The following is a 23,198-nucleotide window of genomic DNA, read 5'->3' as shown; positions in this document are numbered from 1 at the left end:
CAAACTTGCTCTTTATATAGGTATACGCAACTAAATACAAGTAGGAGGGGTTATTATGTATGGTTATAATGGTAAAATATTAAGAATTAATTTAAAGGATAGAACTGTTAAGGTTGAAACACTTGACTTAGAAATGGCTAAAAAATTTATTGGCGGTAGGGGACTTGGAACGAAAATATTCATGGACGAAGTAGATCCTATGGTTGATCCATTAAGCCCTGAAAATAAGCTTATAATTGTAACAGGACCATTAACAGGTACACCTGTTCCAACAGGCGGAAGATATATGGTAGTTACAAAATCGCCACAATCAGGTACAATCGCTTGTTCAAATTCGGGTGGTCACTGGGGAGCAGAATTTAAGGCTACAGGTTATGACATAATTATACTTGAGGGAAAAGCTGATTCACCAGTTTACTTAACAATAATTGACGATAAGGTAGAAATAAAGGATGCAAGCAGTCTTTGGGGAAAACTTGTTACAGAAACTACGGATACTATAAAGAAAGCAATGCCAGATAAATCAAAAGTTATGACTATTGGACCAGCAGGTGAAAGATTATCTAAAATGGGTTCAATAATGAATGAGTATGACAGAGCAGCAGGCCGTTCTGGTGTTGGAGCAGTTATGGGTTCTAAAAACCTTAAAGCTATTGCTGTTAAGGGAAGCTCAAAACCACAAATAGCAGATACTGAAAAGCTAAAAGAGGTTTCAAAAATTTGGATGAAGAACATAAAAGAGAATGGTGTTACGGGAGCAGGTCTTCCAACATACGGAACTGCAGTCCTTGTAAATATACTAAATGAAAACGGTGTACACCCAGCCCAAAATTTCCAGCAGTCTTATTTTGAAAAAGCTGATGATATTAGTGGAGAGACAATGACTAAAGATATCTTAGTTAGAAAAAATCCTTGCTATAGATGTCCAATCGCTTGTGGTAGATATGTGAAAATACCAGATATGGGTATAGAAGTTGGGGGACCAGAATATGAAACACTATGGTCTTTTGGTTCGGATTGTGGAATAGCTGATATGAATGCAATATCCAAGGCAAACTACTTCTGTAATGAATATGGTATGGATACAATTTCGGTAGGAGCGACTATTGCCGCTGGAATGGAACTTTATCAAAAGGGATATATTAAAGAAGAAGAACTAGAGGGAACTCCACTAGAATTTGGGAATGTACAAGGAATGATAGATTGGACAATAAAAATAGGAAAATCAGAAGGACTCGGAGCAAAAATGGCGGAGGGTTCATACAGACTTTGTGATTCTTATGGCGCAGCGGAACTTTCAATGACAGTTAAGAAACTTGAAATTCCTGCTTATGACCCAAGAGGTATACAGGGTCAAGGGCTTTCATACGCTACATCCAACAGGGGTGGGTGCCATGTAAGAGGATATATGATATCACCAGAAATATTAGGGCTTCCACAAAAATTGGATAGATTTTCGCTTGAGGGAAAAGCTACTTGGACAAAGATTTTTCAAGACTTAACTGCAACTATAGATTCACTTGGATTATGTTTGTTCACATCATTTGCTATGGGAGCTCCTGATTATGCTGATTTATATAATGCAGTATGTGGTACAGAGCACACAGCAGAATCTATACTTGAAGCAGGAGATAGAATTTGGAATATTGAAAGACAATTTAATTTAGCTGCTGGAATAGATGCGTCCCAAGATACACTGCCAAAACGATTACTCGAGGAGCCAATTAAAGAAGGGCCTTCTAAAGGAAATGTTCATAGATTATCTGAACTTCTTCCAGACTATTATATCGAGCGAGGCTGGGATGAAAAAGGTACTCCAACTAAGGAAAAATTAGAAGCATTGGGATTATAATACCTAAGCTCTGATTGAGAGGTGAGAAATTGAAAATTACAGTCAAATTATTTGCTACATTTAGAGATGGTAGAGATAAGATTCAAATTTTGGAACTAGATGCAGGTAAAACTCCAGAGGATGTTATTGCTATTTTAGGGATAGAAAAGTCAGAGGTTGCAATTATGCTTGTAAATGGTCGCGATGGACAATTTGACAAACCACTTATAGAGTCTGATTTAATAGCGCTTTTCCCACCTGTTGGTGGCGGTTGATTTGGAGTATGTTGAGAAAATATTAGAGATGAGAGGCATGAAAAGGATAGAGATAGTAAATTATTTTATTAGTATTGGTGGTAAAGTTATAGACGATGAAAAGTTCAGTGGAAAAGGGTGGCAGGCTGAAATAGCGAAGGAAAAGTTAGTTATATTAGGGTCGCTTAAAATTCCAGCTACCATAGTTACATTGCGATGTAGAGAAGAGATTTCAGAGCAAATGCTGTATGCTTTCCGTTTAAGATTTTTGTCAGCTGGGGGATAGAAAAATATTACTAGAAAGAAATAAGTGAATCAGCGTTTAATTAGCTGGTTCCCTTATTTTTATTGGTTTCACAGGAATTATTATATTCAGTAAGTGTAGTTATGGTTGGGTGACTGCCACATAAATCGCAGTTTGTGGATTTATCGATGCTAATAGTATCAAAGTCAGAATACAACGCGTCATAGTAGATTATTCTATTAGATAATGGGTCTCCAATATCTAGCAGTAGCTTTACAACTTCAGTTGCTTGAAGAAAGCCCATGACTCCAGGTACTGGTCCTAAAACGCCTGCTTCAGAGCAACTGGTACCAGGCTTTTGATTAGCCATTACAGGGAATGCGCAGCGATAACACGGGCCCTTATTTGGAAGTATTGTCATAATTAATCCGTGAAACCTTACTGCCGCTGAATCTACAAGAGGCTTATTTTTAAAATAGCAAGAGTCATTTAGAAGATAACGAGCTGGAAAGTTATCAAGTGCATCTATAATTACATCATAATCCTCAATTATATCTATAGCATTACTTATATTGAGGCTAGTATTGTGAGTTACTATTTTCACATTTGGATTTAAATTATTTAAGAGAATTTTTGCTGATTCTACTTTGGGCATATTAATTCTTGAAACCGAATGAAGTATTTGACGGTTAAGGTTACTAATCTCAACATTATCATAGTCAATAATACCAATGGTTCCAACACCTAAACTAGATAATGCATAGGCAACAGGGGATCCAAGCCCTCCAGCACCAACAATTAACACTTTACGATTTGATAAATTTTTAGTAGTATCGTTTCTTTTAGAAGCCTCTGTTAATTGATTGTCAGAATAACTATTTTTGAGAAAATCAGAAGTTTCTAATTCAAAATCCATATTATCAGACTTATAGAATTCCATAGATAAAAGATTAAAATATAGTGGTTTATCTAATGTAGTTCCAATCTTTAAAATAAGCTTTATACATTCAATTGCGGCAAGAGGTCCAAGAAGACAAGCTGAAAGAATAGGTCCTTCTTTATCTTCAGCATTATCGCAAAGAGATTCTAAATCTAAGGGTAGTTGATTTGAAAGTAAGCTATTTAAAGACATCTCAGTACTAAAAGTTTGAAGAAAGCCCTTCCAACCACTGTTAATTGCTAAAATGGTAGGAGTGAATTCAGAACCTATCATGTTACTAGAAAAACTTGCTAAATTATCCTTCAGGTTCTCATATTTACTAATAAATATTCTAACTACGGAGCTTTCATTATAAAGAGAGCAATTGCTGCTTACTTTTGAGTGATTGCAAGAAAGTTCAATTACTACATCCCCATTAAGATCTGATATGTTATTGAATAAATCTTCATAGCCGACATTATCTTTAAAGCTACAATATATATATCCTATTCCAGTAGCGGCGAGATAATATATAAGTGAGGAGGCCTCTTGTACGGTTGAGGCATATAGATATACTTTGGCCTGCGTTATTTTCTTTTGACCGGGGCCACTAATTTCAGGAATTATTATATGTCTTAAATATCTATTAATCTTTTCTTTTGATAAAATCATTAAAACACCTCTCTATTAAAAAAATTAATGTTGTGCGTAAAATTATAAGTCCTTTGTTAATAAATAATTTCTTATTGCATTGTGTAATGCATCAGCTGCTATATTTGAACAAAGCAGTTTTTCCGCTGGTAGTCCCCCTAGAGCTTCTGAAACATCTTCATTTTGTATATTTAGTGCAGCCTCTAATGTTTTACCAATTGAAAGCACTGTAATCATGCTACTTGCAGCAATTGCGGCACCGCATCCAAAGGTTTTAAACTTAACGTCAACTAATACATTATCTTTTACTTTTATAAAAATTTTTATTTTATCACCATCTATTGGGTTACCTGTTTCACCAACTGCATTTGAATCAGGCATTTCTCCAACATTTCTTGGATCAGAAAAATGATCCATAACTATATCATTATACATGGAATGCACCTCCCAAAAGTGCTAAAGACTTGTTTTGAAATATATTTACATTTTTAGGCTTTTAATATATAATTGTCCATACCTTAAGTATATTATAATGCATTTAAGTATAAGGTTCAATATAGTAAAAATTAAAAAGGTGGGTTAATATATGTTTTCAAATAAAAATGGTTTAGTTAAAGAAGCAAAACAAGCAAAGGTACTCCCCAATATTATTGTATGCCTACTTTGGGTATTGCTTTTTCTAATTGGTGGAGAAGGAATAGGAATGGTAATTTCCGGTTTTACAAGAAAAGTAATCGGTAATAATCCTGCAGTTTTACTGCTTAATGATCTCATTTTTGGGTTCATATTTATAACGTTGTTAGTATTTGCTAGAGTAAAGTTTAGAGAAAAAAGGACGATTTCTAGTATAGGTCTTAAAAAAGAAGGATTTTTAAAAAAGTATTTAATAGGGTTTGGTATAGGAATTTTAATGTTTTCTTTAGTGGTTTTATTGCTTAGTATTAGTGGGCATATTACTGTAGATACAAATCCAGTGAGTCCTACAGGTATACTAGCTTTAAGTGGTATGCTAATTGTTTTACCAGGCTGGATGATACAAAGTGCTACAGAGGAAATTCTTTCAAGAGGTTGGTTTATGAATGTTTTAGGTGCAAGATATAATATAGCTGTAGGTTTGATTGTTTCGTCTGCATTTTTTGGACTTATGCATCTCGGGAATCCCAATGTAAGTCTTCTTGCTATTTTAAATATCTTTTTAGTAGGGGCATTTTTAGGCTTATATGTTATTAAAACTAACGATTTATGGGGAGTTTGTGGACTGCATGCGGCGTGGAACTGGACTCAAGGAAATATTTTTGGATTTGAGGTAAGTGGACAAAAGGTAGCATCAGGGAGTTTAATGAGTTTAAAGTTGACAGGTGCGCAGTGGGTTACAGGTGGGGGCTTTGGGCCCGAAGCTGGTATGGTCGCAGCTATAGTTCTTTCTATTGGAATTATAGTTGTATATTTTATTCCATTGCATAAAAGTATAGAAAATGTAGAGTATATGGATTAATCTGGGTAAATAGTGACTTTATAAAAACATGTTAATATAAAGAATATAATGATAAAATATAGTAAAACCGTAAAAGGAGACTTTAGTATGAAAAAAGTATCAAAAACTCTTTTTAATAAGTTAAATATCTATATGAATGGAGGAGCTAGACCATTAGAAAGAGCCATATTTAATTACTATTTTAATGATACAAGTGCTGATGCAATATTGGATTCATTAGAAACATTACAAAATTTAGATGGAGGTTTTGGACAAGGGCTGGAACCAGATTTTAAACTTATACAGTCATCACCCATGGCAACGTCCATTGGATTAAGACATTTGAGTAACATAGATAATAGTGATAGAGCACAAAATATGATTGTAAAAGCTATTGGATATCTAGAGGCAAGCTTTGATATGGATAGAAATGGTTGGTATAGCGTTCCGAATATTGTTAACAAATATCCTCATGCACCTTGGTGGGAATTTAGAGAAGATATAAAGATGACAGTTATTGATTATTCCTGGGGAAATCCTACTGCAGAATTAATAGGGTATCTATATAAGTATAAAAAATACCTGAATAAACTAGATGTTTATTCATTAATAAATTTTGCTATAAGCAATTTGAATAAATGTAAAGAATTTAGCTCAGAGCATGAGATAATTTGCTATATTCGTATGTATAATACTCTAGATGAAGAGTTTTCTAACCAAATTACAGATACATTAAAATTGGCTGTTTCTCAATTGATTAACATAAACCAATGTGAGTGGACAAACTATGTACCCACTCCATTAAAATTTATTGACCTTGAGTCTAAGGATTATTTTGGAATTGAGGGTAAATTCATAGATCAGAATTTAGATTATTTAGTAGATAGACTTGAAGAAGAAGGAAAGATTGTGCCATCATGGAAATGGGATAAATATTTAGAAGAATGGGAAAATGCTAAGAATGAATGGATGGGAATCTTAACCCTTGAAGCCCTTTTGTCTTTACTTAAGTTTAAAAGGATATAGACAATATAGTAATAGGAAAATATGACTTATGCGTAGTGTTTTTACTGACTTAAGGGGGATGTCCATGGATAAGAATATTTTGAACTTAACAAATAAAAAAATCAGCAGTGAGATTAAACAGATATTTATGCTTTCATGGCCGGTTATGGTAGGTATGATACTTCAAAGTCTTTTAGGAACCGTTGATACTTATTTCATATCAAAACTTGGTACAAGCCAGGCCGCTGCGGCAGGTTTATCTAATTCAGCATCGAACGTAATATTTGTAATGTCAACTCTTGTTTCAGCAGGAACCATAGCACTTGTGTCAAGAAGCTATGGAGAGGGCAATATGGAGGCAGTAAAAAAAATAAGTGGAGAGTCATTCCTTTTATCTGCAATTTTTGGAATAACACTAAGTATAATATGTTATCTAAATACTGCAAACATTATTAAGGGCGTTTTTCATCCAGAAGCTAATGTAGCAGCTCTTGCTCAGCAATACTTATCTATAATTTTAATGGGAACTTTATTTGTGTTTTTGAATTCAGTATTAAGAACTATTATTCAATCACTTGGAGACACAGTAACACCACTTATAGTTTTCGGAATAGCAAATATCATAAATGCAATACTTGATCCGTTTTTTATGTTAACACTTAATCTTGGAATAAAAGGCGCGGCAATGGCAACAGTTATATCCATGATTTTCTCCTGTGTTGCTATTAGTGTCATTATTGTTAAAAAAGTATACAATTCCAGCGTAAGTAAATCTATATCAAGTATGAGGTTGGAATTTAAAAATAGCATAAGAATATTAAAAATTGGAGGCTGGGCATGCATTCAACAGGTTGCAAGGCCTATTACTGGGATGTTTATGTTTAGTCTTGTATATTTAGTTGGAGGTAGAGAAGGAACAGCGGCCTTTGCAATAGGTGCTCAACTTTTCAACTATACCTTTATATTTCTTGTAGGTCTCTCAACTGCAATATCAATAATGGTAGGGCAGAGCATTGGACGTGGGGATGTACATGGATGTGATAGGATTATTAAAGAAGGACTAAAGCTTGCATCATTTAATATGATTCTATTTTCAATACCGTATTTTATTTTTCCAGAAGCAATAATGAGATTATTTATTAACGATCAATTAGTAATAAATACTGGAGCACAATATTTAAAAATAGTGTATATCGGTCTTGTATTTGTAGTACCCACCATAATATATGGAGGAGTTTTTCAAGGGGCAGGAGATACGTTTCCACCAATGATTTCATCTATTGTTTCAAATGTATTTTTAAAACTACCTATTGCATATGTACTGGCAAAAACACTTAACATGGGTACAAATGGAGTGTGGATTGCAGTTTCATTATCAGTAATAATTGAGTCAGCCATCATGATAGTATATTTTAAGACTAATAAATGGAAGGAGAAGGTTATATGATAATAAAGGCTAAACCATCAAACGCAATTAACTTATAGATATCCGAGAAGTACTACAGGAAAAAGGATGAAAACGAGGTTAGTAGTAGCTTGCTCTTTCTATTTTCATCAATATATGATATATTATTATGCATACAAATATTCTGAATAATAGTAAAATAAGGTTGTTTAAAAGTCATTTGTAAACTAAAAATCAAAGGAGTGTTTATTATGGGAATTGGTGATTGGTTAAAAGATCAGAAAACTAAAGCAGAAGCAGGAATCAAGCAATTTGCAAACAAAGATTTTATGGAGGCAGTAGCAGCTGGTTGTGCACTGATTGCAAGTGCTGATGGAGATATAAGCTCAGAAGAAAAACAAAAGATGGTAGGGTATATTAATCTTAATGATTCATTAAAGGTTTTTAAATTAAATGATGTGTTAACGAGGTTTAATCATTATGCAGATATGTTTGCATTTGATTATAATGTTGGAAAAGCTGAAGCTATGAAGTCAATTACTAAAATGAAAAGCAAAACAGATGCAGGGAAAACTTTAATAGCAGTATGCTGCTCTATAGGCGCTGCAGATGGAGATTTTGACAAAGAAGAAGTTGCTTTGGTTAAAGAAATGTGCTCAAACCTTGGTGTAAATCCAGCAGACTTTAAGCTTTAATAATAATAGCTACATACAAAACTGTAGAACAATAAAATGTTCTACAGTTTTTTTTAGTGAACCAGGATAAAAAGTAATTTGTAGACTTTGTTTAGTAGTTTAAATGTGATATAATAAAAAAGCAATTAAATACATGGAGAGGTGTCCGAGTGGCCGAAGGTACCTGCCTCGAAAACAGGCGAACGGGTTATTCCGTTCCGGGAGTTCGAATCTCCCTCTCTCCGCCAATATGAAGGCTCTAGCGATTATGCTAGAGCCCTTTTAGTACGATTTCTTAATGGAAATGGGGCGGTGTTCATGGAAATGAGATAATCGGTGGATTAGGAGTTGATAATCTACGTTGGAAAAAACCTGTGTATCCAAACGATACATTGCAAACAGAAGTAAAAGTTTCAAATAAAAAATTATCCTCTAAAGGTGGTAAAGGTACAGTAACTTTTGACTTTTTCATCTATAATCAGAAAAGAGAATTAACCACAACTTTTCAAGTAAGCGTCATTTTAAAAGCACTAGAATAATCGTATTCCTTAAGAGAAATGGTAGTTCTTTTCTACACAATAGTCCTTAATATCATATGGTAGGATTAATTAAAGTGTCAAAAGTGTTTTAGTCAAGATAAAAACAATTCAGCGGAAGAAGGTATAATATGATACTAGGAATAAGCGCAAGTGGAAGAAAAAATATGATAACTAGTAAAACCGTAAAAGCCATTTTGGAGGCTAGTGGACTAGAGTATGAATTCATTTCATTAGCAGGAAAAAAGATTAATGGTTGCATTGGATGTACTCAATGTGATTCGGATAATACTTGTAAGGTTAAGGATGATTGGAATGAAATAGGCGAAAAAATGAGAAAGGCTGATGCCATAGTCTTTGGTGCACCAGATTATTATGGTACAATAAATGCTCTTGGACATGCATGCTTAGAGAGGACTTTTTCTTTTAGACATAGGGGGGGATTTAGTTTGGAAGGTAAGTATGGTATATCAGTTAGTGCTAGTTATTCTGATAAGGGAAATGAGGTTGTTCATTCTATTATTAACAAGTTTATGTTATCTAATAGGATGATAGTTATAGATTCTGTCTCTGCAGAGGGATATTCTCAATGTTATAATTGTAATTTTGGTCATATGTGCAGTGTAGGAAATGTAGTTAAATCTAATGGATTCATAGATAAAATTGAAAAGAAACACTGCCCTACTTGCTTTGAAGAACAAAAAAGAACTAATTCTGAAGCTTATAGAGTGGGCACAATATTAGGTGAAACATTAAAAAATAAATAGCATTTCAATTTTTTTATTCTTAAATTAGGTTTAAATCAATAATAAGCAAAATACAATAAGAGTTCTATCAACAGAAGCGGTTCATCTCTAGAAATTGCGGAATGTAAGTAATTGAATTACAATGGATATAAAAGTCTAATAATTCTAGGGATTTAAGGAGATGTATTTATGAATATAATTATAGAGAAAAATGCTGCTGATTTTATTGGGAAACGATCTAATGATAACTCAGTAACACTTTTTGTAAAGTCAGGAAGTGGTGGATGATGCGCTGTACAGAGCCCGACAGTTCAGTTGGGCAAACCTCCTATAGCAGATAATTATGATATGTATAAAGCTTACGATATAAGCGTATTTGTCAGAAAAAACACACGAATTAGAAACAAAAAGTTGCATATATTCCTGAGAAAATTTCTTTGGATAAAGGAACTGGAAGTGGATGGTATACAGGTTAGCTATTAGCTAATGTTATAATGGAATTAAATTCATATTAAATTGATATATCCATCTAGAGAAAAACTAATGCAGTTAAAAAAGCAGATATGTGAAAATAGACAATTCTCTGATGAGTATGGGATAGATTTTTCATCAATAAAGTATATTCCTTCTGAAACAGAAAAAGATATGCACCTTGAACAAGCAATAGTTAAGGCATTTGATTTAGTACAAGAACAAGGGAATGTAAGATATTATTATAATAAAGTGGATCTAAATGAAGATGGAAATCCTGAAATATTCGTTTATCTCGTAGGTCCATCTGTTTGTGGTACAGGTGGATGTAGTGCTGCTATTTTAAAAAAGGAAAATGAAGAATACACATTACTATCAGAATTTTCACTTGTAAACAATCCTATAATCATAAGCAATAAAAAAACGAATGGATACAAAGATATAGTTATGTATGTCTCTGGAGGAGGTATAGAAAGCTTCTTCGCTTTGATGCAATATAATGGTGCCACATATCCACGCAATCCCTCGATTCAACCTAAAATAGAGCCAGGTACTAATTTAGATGGCCATTCAAAACTAAAAGAAAACACTTTCATTTGCGACGCCGATAAGATGACACCCTAAACTAAATATCAATAGAAGCAAATATCTTTAAGTAAGGGATACGAATAGGTAGGTATTCAGCACAACTTAGATGTGGGTGTCAACGTAGTTGATGCGCAGCAATAATAAAATCTCTTTTTCTTCGCCAGAATTAATGGATCTAGTAAAAATGCTAGAGCTTTTTTAGTATAATTTTTTAATGGAAATGGTGTTTGTTGCATTCGTTTGACAAAATTTCGCACAGCTATCTGTAATCTTAAGATCTGTCTGTTAATAAAACTTAAACTTTATTTTTCGTAATAAGGGGGATGAATTGAAGCAATTAGTTCTAAGTCAGGATTAAGCATAGTATGTTTGTAAAATAATTCTATTTTGTTAAAAAATGTAGAAGCTACTCAATAAAAAGGATATAATGAGGAAAAGATAGCAAGATATAAAATTGTGGATTATATAGTTGCAAGAAAGGTAGCGAAAAAAGTGGCGAGCCTATGCTTAAACAAAAGATGCTTAAATGTAATTAAGCCCATAAAAAACAAATTGGAAGGTAATGATGTATTAATGATAATTTTTACAAACAATTAATTAGAGAAGCACCAACTGGATATGCATATCAAAAAATAATATGTGATGAAGATGGCATTCCTTGTGATTATGAATTTATTGAAGTTAATCTCGCCTTTGAAAAACTTACAGGACTAAAGTGTTCAAATATAGTTGGTAGAAAAATTACCAAGGTTTTTCCAGATATCAGAAAAAGTGAATTTGACTGGATTAATTTTTATGGAGATATTGCAATTAGTGGAGGCGAAAAAGAATCAGAGTATTTTTCAGAATATTCACAACGACGGTATAGGATAAGTATATCTTGTCCTGAAAAATATTATTTTATAACGCATTTTATTGATATATCTAAAGAAATGACTTTATCATATGAAATGGAAAAGTTGATTGATATATCTGAAGAGTTTTTACAGATAAATGAGCAAAAAATTGATTATCAAAAAATAGCAGACGATTTTATAAACATATGTGGTGGTAAATATGTTGGGTTTTATTTATTTGATGAAGATGGGAAAAGTTTTACTACCATGGCTGTAGCTGGGGCTAACGGGTTTGTACAATCGTAGATTTTATCAAAAGGAGTTAAAAAGGCTCGATACAGAAACAAATCTTCCTATTACTATTGTTTTGGGTGATGTAAATGGATTAAAACTTATCAATGATTCCTTTGGACATGCCATTGGTGATGAGCTTCTTAAGAAAGTAGCGAAAACTATAAGGGCAGGATGTGACCCTGATGACATTATTGCTAGACTGGGTGGTGATGAATTTGTTATTTTGTTACTAAAAAGTGATCCAGATAAAATAGAACAAATGATCAAACGTATCACTGATTTATTATCAGGTGAAAAAGTAGGCTCTATTGATATTTCTATTTCCTTTGGTTATGAAACTAAATATAGTAAGGAAGAAAAATTTAAAGAGATATTAAAAAAGGCAGAAGATCATATGTATAAGAATAAACTTTTTAAAAATCCAAGTTTGATAGGGAAGACTATCAATACTATCATTAGTACGCTTCATGAAAAAAATAAAAGAGAAGAACAACACTCCCATAGAGTTTCAGTATTATGTAAAAGTATGGGAGAGGTCCTTGGCTTGCCTGGTTATAAAAATGAGGAACTTAAGTTAGTTGGATTACTTCATGATATAGGGAAAATAGCCATAGATGAAAGTGTGCTCAATAAGTCTGGTAAACTTACAGAGGATGAATGGAAAGAAATTAAGCGTCATCCAGAAATAGGCTATAGAATTTTAAATACAGTAAATGATATGTCGGAAATGGAAGAGTATGTATTAGCTCATCATGAAAGATGGGATGGTACAGGATATCCTAAAGGTTTAAAAGGACACGAGATACCCTTTGAGTCAAGAATTATAGGTATAGTAGGTGCCTATAATGCAATGAATAGTGAAAGAAGTTATCGAACTGCCTTACCAGAAAAAGTTGTAATAGATGAATTACGAAAAAATTCTGGCATTCAATTTGATCCGAAATTAGTAAGTATATTCATTAAGGAAGTATTAGGAAAAGTCTAATTTTATAAAAAGGGGTATGAAACTACAGTGAAATAAAATGTATTTTTTAAAATATCATTCATGAATATCAAACTTTTATCATATATTTTACTAGATTAATATATAGTGGAGGGTAATATGGTAATTACACCTGATACTCTTAATTTACCTTGTTTTCTAAAAAATAATGTTAGATATTATGAACTCGTTGCAGAACAAGTGATGAAAGAAATTTTACCCGCAATATTTATGAATGAGGTAATACCTATCAATTGTATATATCGTACACTAGATTATGAGTGTACTAACATAAAACTACAGATTAGACTGTATAGCGTCACAGGTTAGCACAATAGATAGTGAAACTAGTAGAAGAAAAGAAAGAAGGAAGGTTAATATGGAAAATAATAGTACGGAATATGAAGATTTACCTAAAATTGAGTTGCATTGCCATTTAGATGGCAGTTTAAGACCAGAAACCATAATTGATATAGCAAAAGAAGAGGGGATAAGTATACCATTTTATGATGCTGACAATATTAGAAAAGAAGTTACTGCCCCAGAAGAATGTAAGTCACTCGATGAATATTTAAAAAGATTTGAAATACCAAATTTAGTGATGCAATCCAAAGAAAGTTTAAGGAGAGTTACATATGAACTTCTTGAGGATAATGCAAAAGAAAATGTTAAATACATTGAAGTTAGATTTGCACCATTACTTCATATAACTAAGGGGTTAAGTGTTCGCGAGATTATAGAGAGTGTAATAATTGGTATTAGACAAGCAGAAAAAAAATATGATATAAGAGGCAATGTAATACTCTGTTGCATGAGGTTTATGTCTGCGGGAAGCGCTTTAGAGGTTGTGGAAGCTGGAAAGAAATATTTAGGGAAGGGTGTAGTAGCAGTAGATTTATGTGGAGCCGAAGGAGAAGGCTTTTGTAATAAGTTTATAGAACCTATAGCAACAGCTAGAGAATATGGGTATAAAGTAACTATCCATGCAGGTGAAACAGGAATAGGTAAAAATGTTCTTGAAGCAGTCGAAATGTTGGGAGCAGAAAGAATTGGACATGGAGTATTTATAAAAGACTGCTTAGAAGCCTATAATATTGTAAAAGATAAGAAAATTACTCTTGAAATGTGTTTAACAAGTAACATTCAAACCAAAGCAATAGATAATTATGAAAACCACCCATTTTATAATTTTTTTAATGATGGGATAAGGGTAACAGTTAATACTGATAATAGAACTGTATCAGATACAAATATGACTAAGGAATGTGAAGTAATATTTAAGTATTTTAACATTACTTTAGATGAGTATAAGCAAGTATATTATAATAGTGTTGATGCAGCATTTGCTGATTTAAAAACAAAAGAAAGGTTAAGAAATTTTATTAAGTAGTAGATATAATAAAATTTAATAAGATAGAGGCACTCGAAAGGGTGCTTTTTTTAAGTATTAGGTCTACTATTAAATTATATTACAAACCAACAATCTTGGTTTGTAATATAGAAAATTAGTTAAAATTGTAGTATGATATAGTGGAACTTATCACAAGGGAATGAGTAAATAAGATACAAAGGGAGTATGTAATGGGTAAAAATATAAAAGCAAGATATCCGAGTTATATTAAAGAATTTAAATGTATCGCTGGAAAGTGTGAAGATAGCTGTTGTGTTGGATGGAGTATAGATATTGATAAGATTACCTTCAGACAGTATTATAAAGTTCAAGACAAAGAAATGAAGAGGATGTTTCAGAAAAATGTTCATAATAATGAAAATTATATAAGTAGCGATGTAGATTATGGAAAAGTAAAATTAACAAAGGAAAAAAGGTGTCCTTTTTTAGATGAAGAAAATTATTGTGTTATCTATTCTAAGCTTGGCGAAGAATATCTTTCAAATGTTTGCACATCTTTTCCTAGAATAATAAATAATGTAGATGGATGTTATGAAATGTCTCTTGATGTAGCGTGTCCAGAAGCTGCAAGAATTATTTTGCTAAAGGAAGAGGGAATTGAATTTAAGACGGGCGAAGAAACTTTAGATAAACATATAGTATCAAGTGATATCGATACTAATTCTAAAAAATTTAATAATTCACCTGTAAAATACTTTACTGAAATTAGAGACATGAGTATCAAAATAATGAAAAATAGAAAACTTAATTTAAGTCAAAGACTTTATGTATTAGGCGAATTTATAAATACACTAGAAAATAAAATTAAACGTAATTATAATAATGTACCTAAATTTATTAAAGAATATGATATAAACTCAGTTAGTAATTCTTATGAAAAAAATCAATCAGGTTATATTTTACAGATAGATCTTTTCAAAAGGATGATAGGTTTCTTAAATGTATTTAAAGAAGTGGATAGTATTTCTTTTAAAGAATATACTAAGCAAATTATAGTTGAATTCAGGTTTGAGGAAGTAGAGGACATAAGTAAAAATTCAGAATTATACATTAATGCATTTGAAGATTATACCGAAAAATTTATAAATAGTAATAGCTATATTTTTGAAAATTATCTGGTGAATTTTATTTATAACAATATGTTTCCATTTTCGGAAACAGAATCAATGTTTGATGGTTATATTATGCTTTTAACTAGATATTCATTTATTAAATTTTATTTGGTTGGAAAATACCTATATAATAAAGAAGACTCTAAAGAAAATATAGTTGAATTTATTCAAGTTTTCTCAAAAGTTATAGGTCATCACAAAACTTTTACAGTTGATGTACTAAATTATATAAAAGAAAACAAATTTAACAACGTAGAAATTACCAAAATATTACTACCTTTTTAAAATGCAAATTAATGTAATACCATACTAATATTAATATTAGTATGGTATTATTGAGTTAAGCAGAACTAAAATCTATAAAAAGACCAGCTAGTTAAAGTCAACTATTAGTTTAAAATTTATTTAAGTTAATTTTAAGCACAACAAAAAGACCATTGGCAAACACGAGCGGTTACAAAAAAATGGAAATTAAATTATTGATTAAGCTGCTTGAATGTTATTATTTTCTAAAAACATTCTTTGGTGTAATTTTGGATCTCTAATCTGATACTCTTGCTGATTTCTTAAAACAGCAAATAGGTATTTAATAAGCTTGTGCATAACTGCAACTAAAGCGACTTTTGCCTTCTTGCCTTTTAGGTTTTCTTGATAGTATTTAAGTAAAACAGGATTTGTGGCTTCACCATTACGTTTCATTCTAATTGAAGCCAGGGCAACGGCGTATAGAGCTCTTCTGCCAAACCTTGTACCACGTTTAGACATTTTAACTTTATCACCCTTAAACTTACCAGATTCATTAACAGCTGGATCGACCCCGAAGAAAGCTACAAGCTGCTTTGGAGTGATAAATTTATCAATGCCGCCAATTTCAGCTAATATTGTTATTGCGGTATTATATCCAATACCTGGTATGGACATTAACAACAATATATTTTTACGGAAAGCAAGGGACATTTCATCACCGTCTATGAAACATTTAATCTTAGTTAAAAGCGTAGCTATTTCGGCATCAATGGCTTCGTAGATTGCTATAGAAGTAGTAATAGATACTGATAACCATGTTGATGATAAACTAACAAATTTAGCATTCTCAGATGCCTCTACGAGGTTAGAATATTTTTTTTTCAGCCCACTTAAGTCCTTTTCTTGAATTAAGCAAAATATCAATGATGTCTTGCTTTGGAGCTGAAATAACTGCCTGCGGAGTAGGATATTCCTTCAATATTTTAATTGAAACTAATCCGCAGGTGTTAGAAAATACTTTTTGATAACCACTAAAAGATATACACAGAGAACTACTAAGTTTCTTTTTAAATCCAGACCTGGTATCAATAAGTTTATAGTAATCGCGAACTAGTAACTTTAGTGTGAAAATTTTAATGTTTGAATCAGATGAAACCTTGATATCTTCAAATTTTCCTAGCTGTGCGATGGATAATGCATCATTTCTATCATTTTTCACTTTTCTTATGTTCTTATTTTTGTTACAATTAGTAACAAGAGGATTGATAACGAAGGTCTCAAACTTCATATCCTTAAGAAAGTGGAAAAGAGTTAGATGATACACGCCTGTGGACTCCATAAAGAACACAGGCCTTGTGGAAAACTCTTCTTCTGCTTTTTTTATTTGCTCAATTAAGTAGTTGAAACCAGCTGCAGTATGGAAAACTTTAAAAGGCTTTCTAAACTGGCTACCATTAGGCGCAAGAACTGAGACAAAAGAGAACTCTGAAGCAACATCGATACCTACTACAAGACTGTTTAAGTATTTTGACATAAATAACATCTCCTTTTGAAATATGAGATAAAATAAAGATTCCATTTCTACCAATGAGGCTGTAACCTCGTTTGTGACACGGGTAGTTCTAAAATTGGAAACCCAACCAGCTAAAACACAGAAAACTCACTGATGGAATGATACGCTTTTTTACGAGTAGAGGTAATTAATTACCTCTCAGGAGTGAAACATCTATCTTCTCTATTCAGGAGTTATTATATCATTGTGGATTAACTAGTTTGCAGTAACCAATAATGTTAATTGATAATAATCAAAATTAAAACGAGATCGATTAAAATAAAATTATGAGTTGTGAATATTAGATAAGATATGAGTGATAACATTCGTAGTTATTATTACTAATTTATTATCAATGCTTACAACTACATTATACGAGGAGTAAGGTTATGACCAAATACTCAAAAAAAAGAAAACTAAAGACTAAATTTCTAATAAGAAGAATAGTTTCTGTTTTATTATTGATAGGCTTAATATTGATAACTAGTTCTTTTATGAAAAACGATAATAAAAATGCGAGTGAAAATTTTAAAGAACTAGTGTTAAGCAAAACTGAAAATGGAACTATTGGCTTTGAAGAAAATGAATTCTATAAGAAATATACTATTAGTTGTACCGAAGCTATAATTGATTTCAAACCTACTGAAGATATAAATAAACTTCAAATCACTATAGATAAGTCTAAAATATCAAATATTGATATTGAAAAAGGTGCTAAAGTTAATTTAAGTGAAATTAACTATAAGGAAGATAAAAATTTATTTGTAATTAATTTTATTAAATTAACTGAAGATGAAAATTATGTACATTTAGATTACGGAAATGACAAGAAGATAGTGATTTTTATAAAAAAGAAACAAAGTGCTCTTAAATATAATGTTGTAGTAGACCCTGGACATGGAGGGGTCGATGTTGGTGCAAAATATGGTAAGTTATTCGAGAAAGACCTAAATTTAAAAATTACTAACTATATGGGGGATAATTTGAGATATAACGGTTGTAGAGTTATATTTACAAGAAGTACAGATGTTGAATTGGACAAGCTAGTAACAAAAGATTTAACTAAAAGAGCTAATTTAGCAAATGACGAAAATGCAGATGTATTTGTTTCTGTGCATATTAATTCGAATACATCTAATGAGTATAAAGGTGTTTCGACTTATTATTATGATGAGGTTGATAACCAGCAAAATAATAAGAGTAAACTTGCAAATGCTATTCAAAAAGAGTTAATAAATAGTGGTACATGGACAGATATGGGAATACATGGAGGAGATTTGGCAGTTTTAAGGCTTACTAAAATGCCTAGTGTACTTGTGGAATGTGGATTCATTACTAATTACTCAGATAGGGACAGGCTATCAAATGATGATACCTTATTTGGTTTTGGTTTAAACATTTCTAATGGGATAATGAAATATTTAAGTGAAGCGGATTAATCGAATTACTAGTTAACCCTATCTAAACTAAAAAATAATAGTAAAATGTAAAGGAGAGATTTTATATGAAATTTTGTTGGAGCACAATAATGGTTAAGAACATGGAGGAATCTTTAAAATTTTATAAAGAGATAATTGGATTAACTATAGACAGAAGTTTTAAGGCGGGACCAAGTATGGAAATAGCGTTTCTAGGTGACGGAGAAACAAAAGTTGAGTTAATATGCAATAGTAATCTTGAAGAGATAAACTTAGGCAAGGATATTTCCTTAGGATTTCAAGTTGATTCAGTTGACGAGATGATTACATTTGTTACAGAAAAGGGCTTAGATATTCATAGTGGTCCCTTTCAGCCAAATCCGAATGTAAAATATTTTTTTATTTTAGACCCAAATGGGTTGAAAATTCAGATTGTGGAAAGTAAGTAGGTAACAGATACCGTTTCACTATTATATCAATATTATGTGATCTAGCAAATTTATGCTGGGTCTTTTTTTTAGTTAATTATTTCTCATATTAAATGATCACTTCGTTTAAAATCACATTCTGTGATTGAGAGACTTAAATGGTATATGCTAATAAAATGAGGGTAATATAATGGGGAATGCATTAAAAAATAAAATTTAAATGATAGGGAAATGGGGTATGAAAAACAAGGTATACAGGTGAAACTTTCAGATGTTAGTTTGTAATTCGAATTAATTAGTAGTAAAATAATACAATATTGTATAGGAGGAGAGGGGAAGTGGGTAAGTGGGTAAGTTGAAAATAGGAATAGCATTAGGCGGAGGAGGAGCTAGAGGGTTTGTACATTTGGGGGTACTAACGGCATTGGAGGAAAAGGGTATTATGCCAGATATTGTTTCTGGTGTTAGTGCAGGAGCGATTATTGGTGCATTTATTGCTTCTGGAAAGAAACCCAGTGAAATAATGGAGTTAATTAAAGATAATAAATTCATTGATTATGCTAAGTTAAGGTTGCCAACTACCGGTCTTTTTAGTTTAGATAATTTCGAGAAAAACATAGAAAGGGATCTACCATATAGGAGTTTTTCTGATTTAAAGCTTCCATTTTACGTTGCCGTAACTAACTTGTATAGTGGTAAGGTAGAATATTTAAATGAAGGCCCTTTAATTCATGCAATACAGGCGTCATGCTCAATTCCAATGCTATTTTCACCTGTTGATATAAGTGGGAATCTTTATGTAGACGGGGGATTATTAGATAATCTACCGTGTAAACCACTAGTAGGCAAATGCGATAAGATAATTGCAATTAATATTCTAGCTTGTGGTAAAATAAATAAAATAGGAAATCTAAAAGAAGTAGCTGCGCGAACATTTGAATTAAGTGTAAGTATAAATAGGGAATTAGCACAAAAGGAATGTGATATATTAATTGAACCTACTGGTCTAGAAACTTTCAGTATATTGGATAATAGCAATTGTGATGAAATGTTTAAAATAGGTTATGATTATTGCAGTAAAATGAATGACTTGGAAAGAGTACTCAGGGAATAGTTCTAAATATATTTATAATATAAATACGAAAGAGGTAACTTATGATTAATGAAAAAAACATCACAACTTTAGGAACACATAGTGGTAAATTTCATGCAGACGATGTAATGGCTACCGCTATACTCAGAATACTATTAGGAGATATAAAAGTAACGAGAACTAGAGATGAAGATATTCTTAGGGAACAAGACTTTGTTTATGATATAGGACTTGGAGAATTCGACCATCACCAATTAAATAAAGAAGTAAGAGAAAACAATATTCCCTATGCTGCTTGTGGTTTAGTTTGGAGAGAGTTTGGACCGCGTGTAATACAAAAGTTTAATTCTGAGTTTGATGAAGAAGATATAACGTCAATCTTTGATTATGTTGATAAAAATATATTGCAGGGAATTGACGCTACAGATAATGGCATAGATATAAACTCAGAAATTAGAGTAACAACAATAAGCGATATTATACAAACTTTTAATCCGGCGTGGGATTCTACTTCTTACAAAGATGAGGCATTTGAAGAAGCCGTTAGATATGCTACAGAGCTTATAGAAAGAATAATAGGTAGGCAAGTTTCTGTTATAAAAGCAAGGGTAATAGTAAATGAAGCCTTTCAAAATAGGGATAGTAAAGAAATAATGGTTTTGAAAAAAGGTTGTCCTTGGCTCCATCAGTTACTTAAAATAGATATAAATACTGAGGTGTTATTCGTTATTTCACCAGATGACAATAATGTAGAGTATAAGATACAGAGTGTTAAAAAAACCCCAGATACTTTTGAAGCAAGAAAAGATATATTAGAATCCATTAGAGGAAAATCAAGTGAAGAAATAAATTCTATAATTAAAATAGATGACGCTATATTTTGTCACAAGGCAGGGTTTATAGCATCAGCTAAAAGTATGGAGAGTGCTTTGAAAATAGCTAAATTATCAATTTAAAGATTACATAAAGAATAGTTAAAGTAGCTTTGAGAAATACTCAGAGCTATTTTAATTATATTACAAATATTACTTGACAATAGTACTAGTTAGTAATATTATATATATATGGATAAAGAAAAAATATTTTATGGTGAATTAGAAGATTTAAACTTAAAAACATTAATAGCATTAAGCAGATGTACTCAGAATGTTCATAGGAGAGAATATAAAACCATCAAAGAAGGAGGCTTAACAGTTTCTCAGTTTGCGGTACTTGAGATTTTATACCATAAGGGAGATTTAAGAGTCTGTGAAATAACAGAAAAAATCCTTTCTACGGCGGGAAATATGACTGTTGTTATAGATAATTTAGTAAAACAAAATCTTGTAAAAAGAACGATTAATCCAAATGATAGACGAGTTAATCTGATAAGTCTTACTGAAGAGGGGAAAAAACATGTAGGTGGAATTTTTCCTAAACATCTAGAAAATATAAATGAAATTTTTAGTGTTTTAACATCAGAAGAAAAAAAAGATTTAATAAGGTTATTAAAAAAATTGTAAAGGTGTATAAACAATTACACTTATTTTTTAAACATATATTACTAGTTAGTATTAAATTGTGCTTTTAAATCTATTGAAAGGGGACTTTAAAATGTTAAAAAAAATAGATAATAAAAAAATGGGATGGAGTGATTTAGGATGGTTAAAGAGCAAATTTCACTTTTCATTTGCTGATTATTATAATTCAAATAACATGGGGTTTGGAGTATTAAGGGTTATAAATGATGATTTAGTTAATCCTCATACAGGGTTTGATACACATCCTCATCGCGATATGGAGATTATATCCTATGTTATTAATGGAGAATTAACGCATGGTGATAGTATGGGTAATAAAGGTACATTAAAACGTGGTGATGTTCAATATATGAGTGCAGGTACAGGAGTACATCACAGTGAGCATAATTTAGGAGATGAGGTAGCGAGATTTCTTCAAATTTGGATACTTCCTGATAAAAATGGACATAAACCAAATTACGGTGAATATAGATATAACTCAAGTGAAAGAAAAAACAAATGGTTGCATATGGTATCAAGTAACGAAGGGGATGCAACTATAAAAATCAATCAAAATGTAAATATATACTCATTAGAATTAGATCAGAGTAAGGAAATTGATTTCCAATTAAAAGATAATAGGCAAATGTATTTAGTTCAAGTAGAAGGAAAATCAGAGATTAATGGAATTACTCTGAATGAACGAGATGCAATGGGAATTGTTGAAGAAAATATAAAAATAACTGCAGAGGTTCTTTCACATTTTATTGTTATCGAGATGAAAAAATCTTGAGTGAGGATACATTAATAACTGTTTGTAAATAATGAGAAGTAATAAATATAAAATTGGAGGAATAATAATATGAAAAAAGATTTTTACACTGCTGTGGCAGATAGACGTTCGTTTTATGATATAAGTAAAGAAAAAGTGACTTCGGATGAGGTAATTAAGGAAGTTATTGAACAGGCTGTAAAGAATACACCATCAGCATTTAATTCTCAAAGCGCAAGGGTAGTTTTGTTATTAGAGAAGCATCACGATAAATTATGGGATATTACTAAAGAAGTTTTAAAGAAGATAGTTCCTGTTGACCAATTTGCATCTACTGAGGATAAAATTAATTCATTCGGTAATGGATATGGAACAGTCTTGTTTTTTGAAGATGCTAATGTAATTGAGTCTTTACAGAGTGAGTTTGCTCTTTATAAGGATAACTTTCCGGTTTGGTCTCAGCAATCAAGTGGCATGCACCAATATGTGATATGGACTGCATTAGAAATGGAAGGGTTTGGAGCATCATTACAACACTATAACGAGCTTATCGAAGCTGATGTGAAAAAAGAGTGGAGCATACCAGAAAGCTGGAAGCTTATCGCACAAATGCCATTTGGAAAACCAAAATCACAACCTGATGAAAAGCAATTTAAGCCATTAGAAGAGCGTATTGTAGTATTTAAATAATTTGGACCAAAATAAAGGACTTTAGCAAAATTGCTAGGGTCCTTTTAGCATGTTGTTATAATATATA

Annotated in this window: 23 protein-coding genes, 1 tRNA gene and 3 pseudogenes; 24 read left to right on the top strand and 3 right to left on the bottom strand. The window is 31.7% G+C overall.

Going from position 1 to position 23,198, the window contains the following annotated elements; all coding sequences use genetic code 11:
• Positions 1-55 precede the first annotated feature (55 nt).
• The 3 genes from ACJAX4_RS04975 to ACJAX4_RS04965 are packed head-to-tail and all read left to right on the top strand — an operon-like array spanning position 56 to position 2,371.
• On the top strand, positions 56-1,852 hold the full coding sequence (locus ACJAX4_RS04975; RefSeq protein WP_435788349.1) for an aldehyde ferredoxin oxidoreductase family protein: 1,797 nt from the start codon (positions 56-58) through the stop codon (positions 1,850-1,852).
• A gap of 29 nt (positions 1,853-1,881) precedes the next feature.
• Positions 1,882-2,106 (top strand): MoaD/ThiS family protein, encoded by a 225-nt coding sequence (locus tag ACJAX4_RS04970; RefSeq protein ID WP_435788348.1) that lies wholly within the window; start codon positions 1,882-1,884, stop codon positions 2,104-2,106.
• 1 nt (position 2,107) lies between these two features.
• Positions 2,108-2,371, top strand: coding sequence for a hypothetical protein (locus ACJAX4_RS04965; protein ID WP_435788347.1), 264 nt, complete (start codon positions 2,108-2,110; stop codon positions 2,369-2,371).
• A 40-nt stretch (positions 2,372-2,411) separates the two neighbouring features.
• On the opposite strand, the gene ACJAX4_RS04960 is transcribed toward ACJAX4_RS04965, so the two are convergent.
• The gene (locus tag ACJAX4_RS04960) at positions 2,412-3,920 is read right to left on the bottom strand and encodes a ThiF family adenylyltransferase (RefSeq protein WP_435788346.1); all 1,509 of its coding nucleotides are present in this window, start codon (positions 3,918-3,920) and stop codon (positions 2,412-2,414) included.
• A 42-nt stretch (positions 3,921-3,962) separates the two neighbouring features.
• Positions 3,963-4,334 carry an iron-sulfur cluster assembly scaffold protein gene (locus ACJAX4_RS04955; protein WP_435788345.1) on the bottom strand — a complete coding sequence of 124 codons (372 nt, stop codon included), beginning with the start codon at positions 4,332-4,334 and terminating at the stop codon, positions 3,963-3,965.
• Positions 4,335-4,485: 151 nt separating this feature from the next.
• Between ACJAX4_RS04955 and ACJAX4_RS04950 the strand changes: the two genes are divergently transcribed.
• The 14 genes and pseudogenes from ACJAX4_RS04950 to fliB all read left to right on the top strand — a co-directional run bounded on the left by ACJAX4_RS04950 (position 4,486) and on the right by fliB (position 15,718).
• Complete coding sequence (locus ACJAX4_RS04950) at positions 4,486-5,394, top strand: CPBP family intramembrane glutamic endopeptidase (RefSeq protein ID WP_435788344.1); 909 nt, start codon at positions 4,486-4,488, stop codon at positions 5,392-5,394.
• Positions 5,395-5,481: 87 nt separating this feature from the next.
• Positions 5,482-6,399: a hypothetical protein gene (locus tag ACJAX4_RS04945; protein ID WP_435788343.1), complete on the top strand. Its 918-nt coding sequence runs from the start codon at positions 5,482-5,484 to the stop codon at positions 6,397-6,399.
• Positions 6,400-6,463: 64 nt separating this feature from the next.
• Positions 6,464-7,825, top strand: coding sequence for an MATE family efflux transporter (locus ACJAX4_RS04940; RefSeq protein WP_435788342.1), 1,362 nt, complete (start codon positions 6,464-6,466; stop codon positions 7,823-7,825).
• Between the two features lie 209 nt (positions 7,826-8,034).
• Complete coding sequence (locus ACJAX4_RS04935; RefSeq protein WP_435788341.1) at positions 8,035-8,478, top strand: tellurite resistance TerB family protein; 444 nt, start codon at positions 8,035-8,037, stop codon at positions 8,476-8,478.
• 135 nt (positions 8,479-8,613) lie between these two features.
• Positions 8,614-8,705: transfer RNA gene (locus ACJAX4_RS04930), tRNA-Ser, on the top strand.
• 81 nt (positions 8,706-8,786) lie between these two features.
• Entirely contained in the window at positions 8,787-8,996 is a 210-nt protein-coding gene (locus ACJAX4_RS04925) for a hypothetical protein (protein WP_435788351.1), read from the top strand.
• 128 nt (positions 8,997-9,124) lie between these two features.
• Complete coding sequence (locus tag ACJAX4_RS04920) at positions 9,125-9,760, top strand: flavodoxin family protein (RefSeq protein WP_435788340.1); 636 nt, start codon at positions 9,125-9,127, stop codon at positions 9,758-9,760.
• A 288-nt stretch (positions 9,761-10,048) separates the two neighbouring features.
• Positions 10,049-10,222: pseudogene (locus ACJAX4_RS04915) on the top strand (CC/Se motif family (seleno)protein); the annotation flags it as partial.
• 60 nt (positions 10,223-10,282) lie between these two features.
• Positions 10,283-10,834, top strand: a complete 552-nt coding sequence (locus tag ACJAX4_RS04910) for a hypothetical protein (RefSeq protein ID WP_435788339.1) — start codon at positions 10,283-10,285, stop codon at positions 10,832-10,834.
• A gap of 533 nt (positions 10,835-11,367) precedes the next feature.
• Positions 11,368-11,940, top strand: coding sequence for a PAS domain-containing protein (locus tag ACJAX4_RS04905; RefSeq protein WP_435788350.1), 573 nt, complete (start codon positions 11,368-11,370; stop codon positions 11,938-11,940).
• Positions 11,918-12,913 (top strand): annotated as a pseudogene (locus ACJAX4_RS04900) (HD-GYP domain-containing protein); the annotation flags it as partial. The gene ACJAX4_RS04905 and the pseudogene ACJAX4_RS04900, both read left to right, overlap by 23 nt.
• 117 nt (positions 12,914-13,030) lie before the next feature.
• Positions 13,031-13,240, top strand: a complete 210-nt coding sequence (locus tag ACJAX4_RS04895; protein WP_435788338.1) for a hypothetical protein — start codon at positions 13,031-13,033, stop codon at positions 13,238-13,240.
• A 49-nt stretch (positions 13,241-13,289) separates the two neighbouring features.
• Positions 13,290-14,300 (top strand): adenosine deaminase, encoded by a 1,011-nt coding sequence (gene add / locus ACJAX4_RS04890; RefSeq protein ID WP_435788337.1) that lies wholly within the window; start codon positions 13,290-13,292, stop codon positions 14,298-14,300.
• Between the two features lie 191 nt (positions 14,301-14,491).
• The gene (fliB, locus tag ACJAX4_RS04885; protein WP_435788336.1) at positions 14,492-15,718 is read left to right on the top strand and encodes a flagellin lysine-N-methylase; all 1,227 of its coding nucleotides are present in this window, start codon (positions 14,492-14,494) and stop codon (positions 15,716-15,718) included.
• Between the two features lie 198 nt (positions 15,719-15,916).
• Here fliB and ACJAX4_RS04880 read toward each other — a convergent pair.
• Positions 15,917-17,213 (bottom strand): annotated as a pseudogene (locus ACJAX4_RS04880) (IS110 family transposase).
• Between the two features lie 407 nt (positions 17,214-17,620).
• Here ACJAX4_RS04880 and ACJAX4_RS04875 point away from each other — a divergent pair.
• The 7 genes from ACJAX4_RS04875 (at position 17,621) to ACJAX4_RS04845 (ending at position 23,131) form a co-directional block, all read left to right on the top strand.
• Entirely contained in the window at positions 17,621-18,670 is a 1,050-nt protein-coding gene (locus tag ACJAX4_RS04875) for an N-acetylmuramoyl-L-alanine amidase family protein (protein ID WP_435788335.1), read from the top strand.
• Between the two features lie 65 nt (positions 18,671-18,735).
• On the top strand, positions 18,736-19,098 hold the full coding sequence (locus ACJAX4_RS04870; protein ID WP_435788334.1) for a VOC family protein: 363 nt from the start codon (positions 18,736-18,738) through the stop codon (positions 19,096-19,098).
• A 325-nt stretch (positions 19,099-19,423) separates the two neighbouring features.
• Positions 19,424-20,191, top strand: coding sequence for a patatin-like phospholipase family protein (locus ACJAX4_RS04865; protein WP_435788333.1), 768 nt, complete (start codon positions 19,424-19,426; stop codon positions 20,189-20,191).
• Positions 20,192-20,232: 41 nt separating this feature from the next.
• Complete coding sequence (locus ACJAX4_RS04860) at positions 20,233-21,126, top strand: MYG1 family protein (RefSeq protein WP_435788332.1); 894 nt, start codon at positions 20,233-20,235, stop codon at positions 21,124-21,126.
• A gap of 108 nt (positions 21,127-21,234) precedes the next feature.
• Complete coding sequence (locus tag ACJAX4_RS04855) at positions 21,235-21,672, top strand: MarR family winged helix-turn-helix transcriptional regulator (RefSeq protein ID WP_435788331.1); 438 nt, start codon at positions 21,235-21,237, stop codon at positions 21,670-21,672.
• Between the two features lie 91 nt (positions 21,673-21,763).
• Positions 21,764-22,462: a pirin family protein gene (locus tag ACJAX4_RS04850; protein ID WP_435788330.1), complete on the top strand. Its 699-nt coding sequence runs from the start codon at positions 21,764-21,766 to the stop codon at positions 22,460-22,462.
• A gap of 69 nt (positions 22,463-22,531) precedes the next feature.
• On the top strand, positions 22,532-23,131 hold the full coding sequence (locus ACJAX4_RS04845; RefSeq protein WP_435788329.1) for a nitroreductase family protein: 600 nt from the start codon (positions 22,532-22,534) through the stop codon (positions 23,129-23,131).
• Positions 23,132-23,198: the final 67 nt, after the last annotated feature.

The sequence above is a fragment of the Clostridium sp. genome, from assembly GCF_051278035.1.
Taxonomy (GTDB): domain Bacteria; phylum Bacillota; class Clostridia; order Clostridiales; family Clostridiaceae; genus Clostridium_AD.
Note: the sequence above shows the minus strand (reverse complement) of the source record. Positions and strands in the feature narration are given on the sequence as shown.

What these genes read in the sequence shown, in the direction of transcription:
- ACJAX4_RS04870 (WP_435788334.1), top strand. Translation starts at nt 18,736, where the DNA reads ATGAAATTTTGTTGGAGCACAATAATGGTTAAGAACATGGAGGAATCT.
- ACJAX4_RS04945 (WP_435788343.1), top strand. Translation starts at nt 5,482, where the DNA reads ATGAAAAAAGTATCAAAAACTCTTTTTAATAAGTTAAATATCTATATG.
- ACJAX4_RS04935 (WP_435788341.1), top strand. Translation starts at nt 8,035, where the DNA reads ATGGGAATTGGTGATTGGTTAAAAGATCAGAAAACTAAAGCAGAAGCA.
- ACJAX4_RS04855 (WP_435788331.1), top strand. Translation starts at nt 21,235, where the DNA reads ATGGATAAAGAAAAAATATTTTATGGTGAATTAGAAGATTTAAACTTA.
- ACJAX4_RS04875 (WP_435788335.1), top strand. Translation starts at nt 17,621, where the DNA reads ATGACCAAATACTCAAAAAAAAGAAAACTAAAGACTAAATTTCTAATA.
- add (WP_435788337.1), top strand. Translation starts at nt 13,290, where the DNA reads ATGGAAAATAATAGTACGGAATATGAAGATTTACCTAAAATTGAGTTG.
- ACJAX4_RS04895 (WP_435788338.1), top strand. Translation starts at nt 13,031, where the DNA reads ATGGTAATTACACCTGATACTCTTAATTTACCTTGTTTTCTAAAAAAT.
- ACJAX4_RS04845 (WP_435788329.1), top strand. Translation starts at nt 22,532, where the DNA reads ATGAAAAAAGATTTTTACACTGCTGTGGCAGATAGACGTTCGTTTTAT.
- fliB (WP_435788336.1), top strand. Translation starts at nt 14,492, where the DNA reads ATGGGTAAAAATATAAAAGCAAGATATCCGAGTTATATTAAAGAATTT.
- ACJAX4_RS04910 (WP_435788339.1), top strand. Translation starts at nt 10,283, where the DNA reads ATGCAGTTAAAAAAGCAGATATGTGAAAATAGACAATTCTCTGATGAG.
- ACJAX4_RS04940 (WP_435788342.1), top strand. Translation starts at nt 6,464, where the DNA reads ATGGATAAGAATATTTTGAACTTAACAAATAAAAAAATCAGCAGTGAG.
- ACJAX4_RS04960 (WP_435788346.1), bottom strand. Translation starts at nt 3,920, where the DNA reads ATGATTTTATCAAAAGAAAAGATTAATAGATATTTAAGACATATAATA.
- ACJAX4_RS04955 (WP_435788345.1), bottom strand. Translation starts at nt 4,334, where the DNA reads ATGTATAATGATATAGTTATGGATCATTTTTCTGATCCAAGAAATGTT.
- ACJAX4_RS04860 (WP_435788332.1), top strand. Translation starts at nt 20,233, where the DNA reads ATGATTAATGAAAAAAACATCACAACTTTAGGAACACATAGTGGTAAA.
- ACJAX4_RS04920 (WP_435788340.1), top strand. Translation starts at nt 9,125, where the DNA reads ATGATACTAGGAATAAGCGCAAGTGGAAGAAAAAATATGATAACTAGT.
- ACJAX4_RS04975 (WP_435788349.1), top strand. Translation starts at nt 56, where the DNA reads ATGTATGGTTATAATGGTAAAATATTAAGAATTAATTTAAAGGATAGA.
- ACJAX4_RS04950 (WP_435788344.1), top strand. Translation starts at nt 4,486, where the DNA reads ATGTTTTCAAATAAAAATGGTTTAGTTAAAGAAGCAAAACAAGCAAAG.
- ACJAX4_RS04850 (WP_435788330.1), top strand. Translation starts at nt 21,764, where the DNA reads ATGTTAAAAAAAATAGATAATAAAAAAATGGGATGGAGTGATTTAGGA.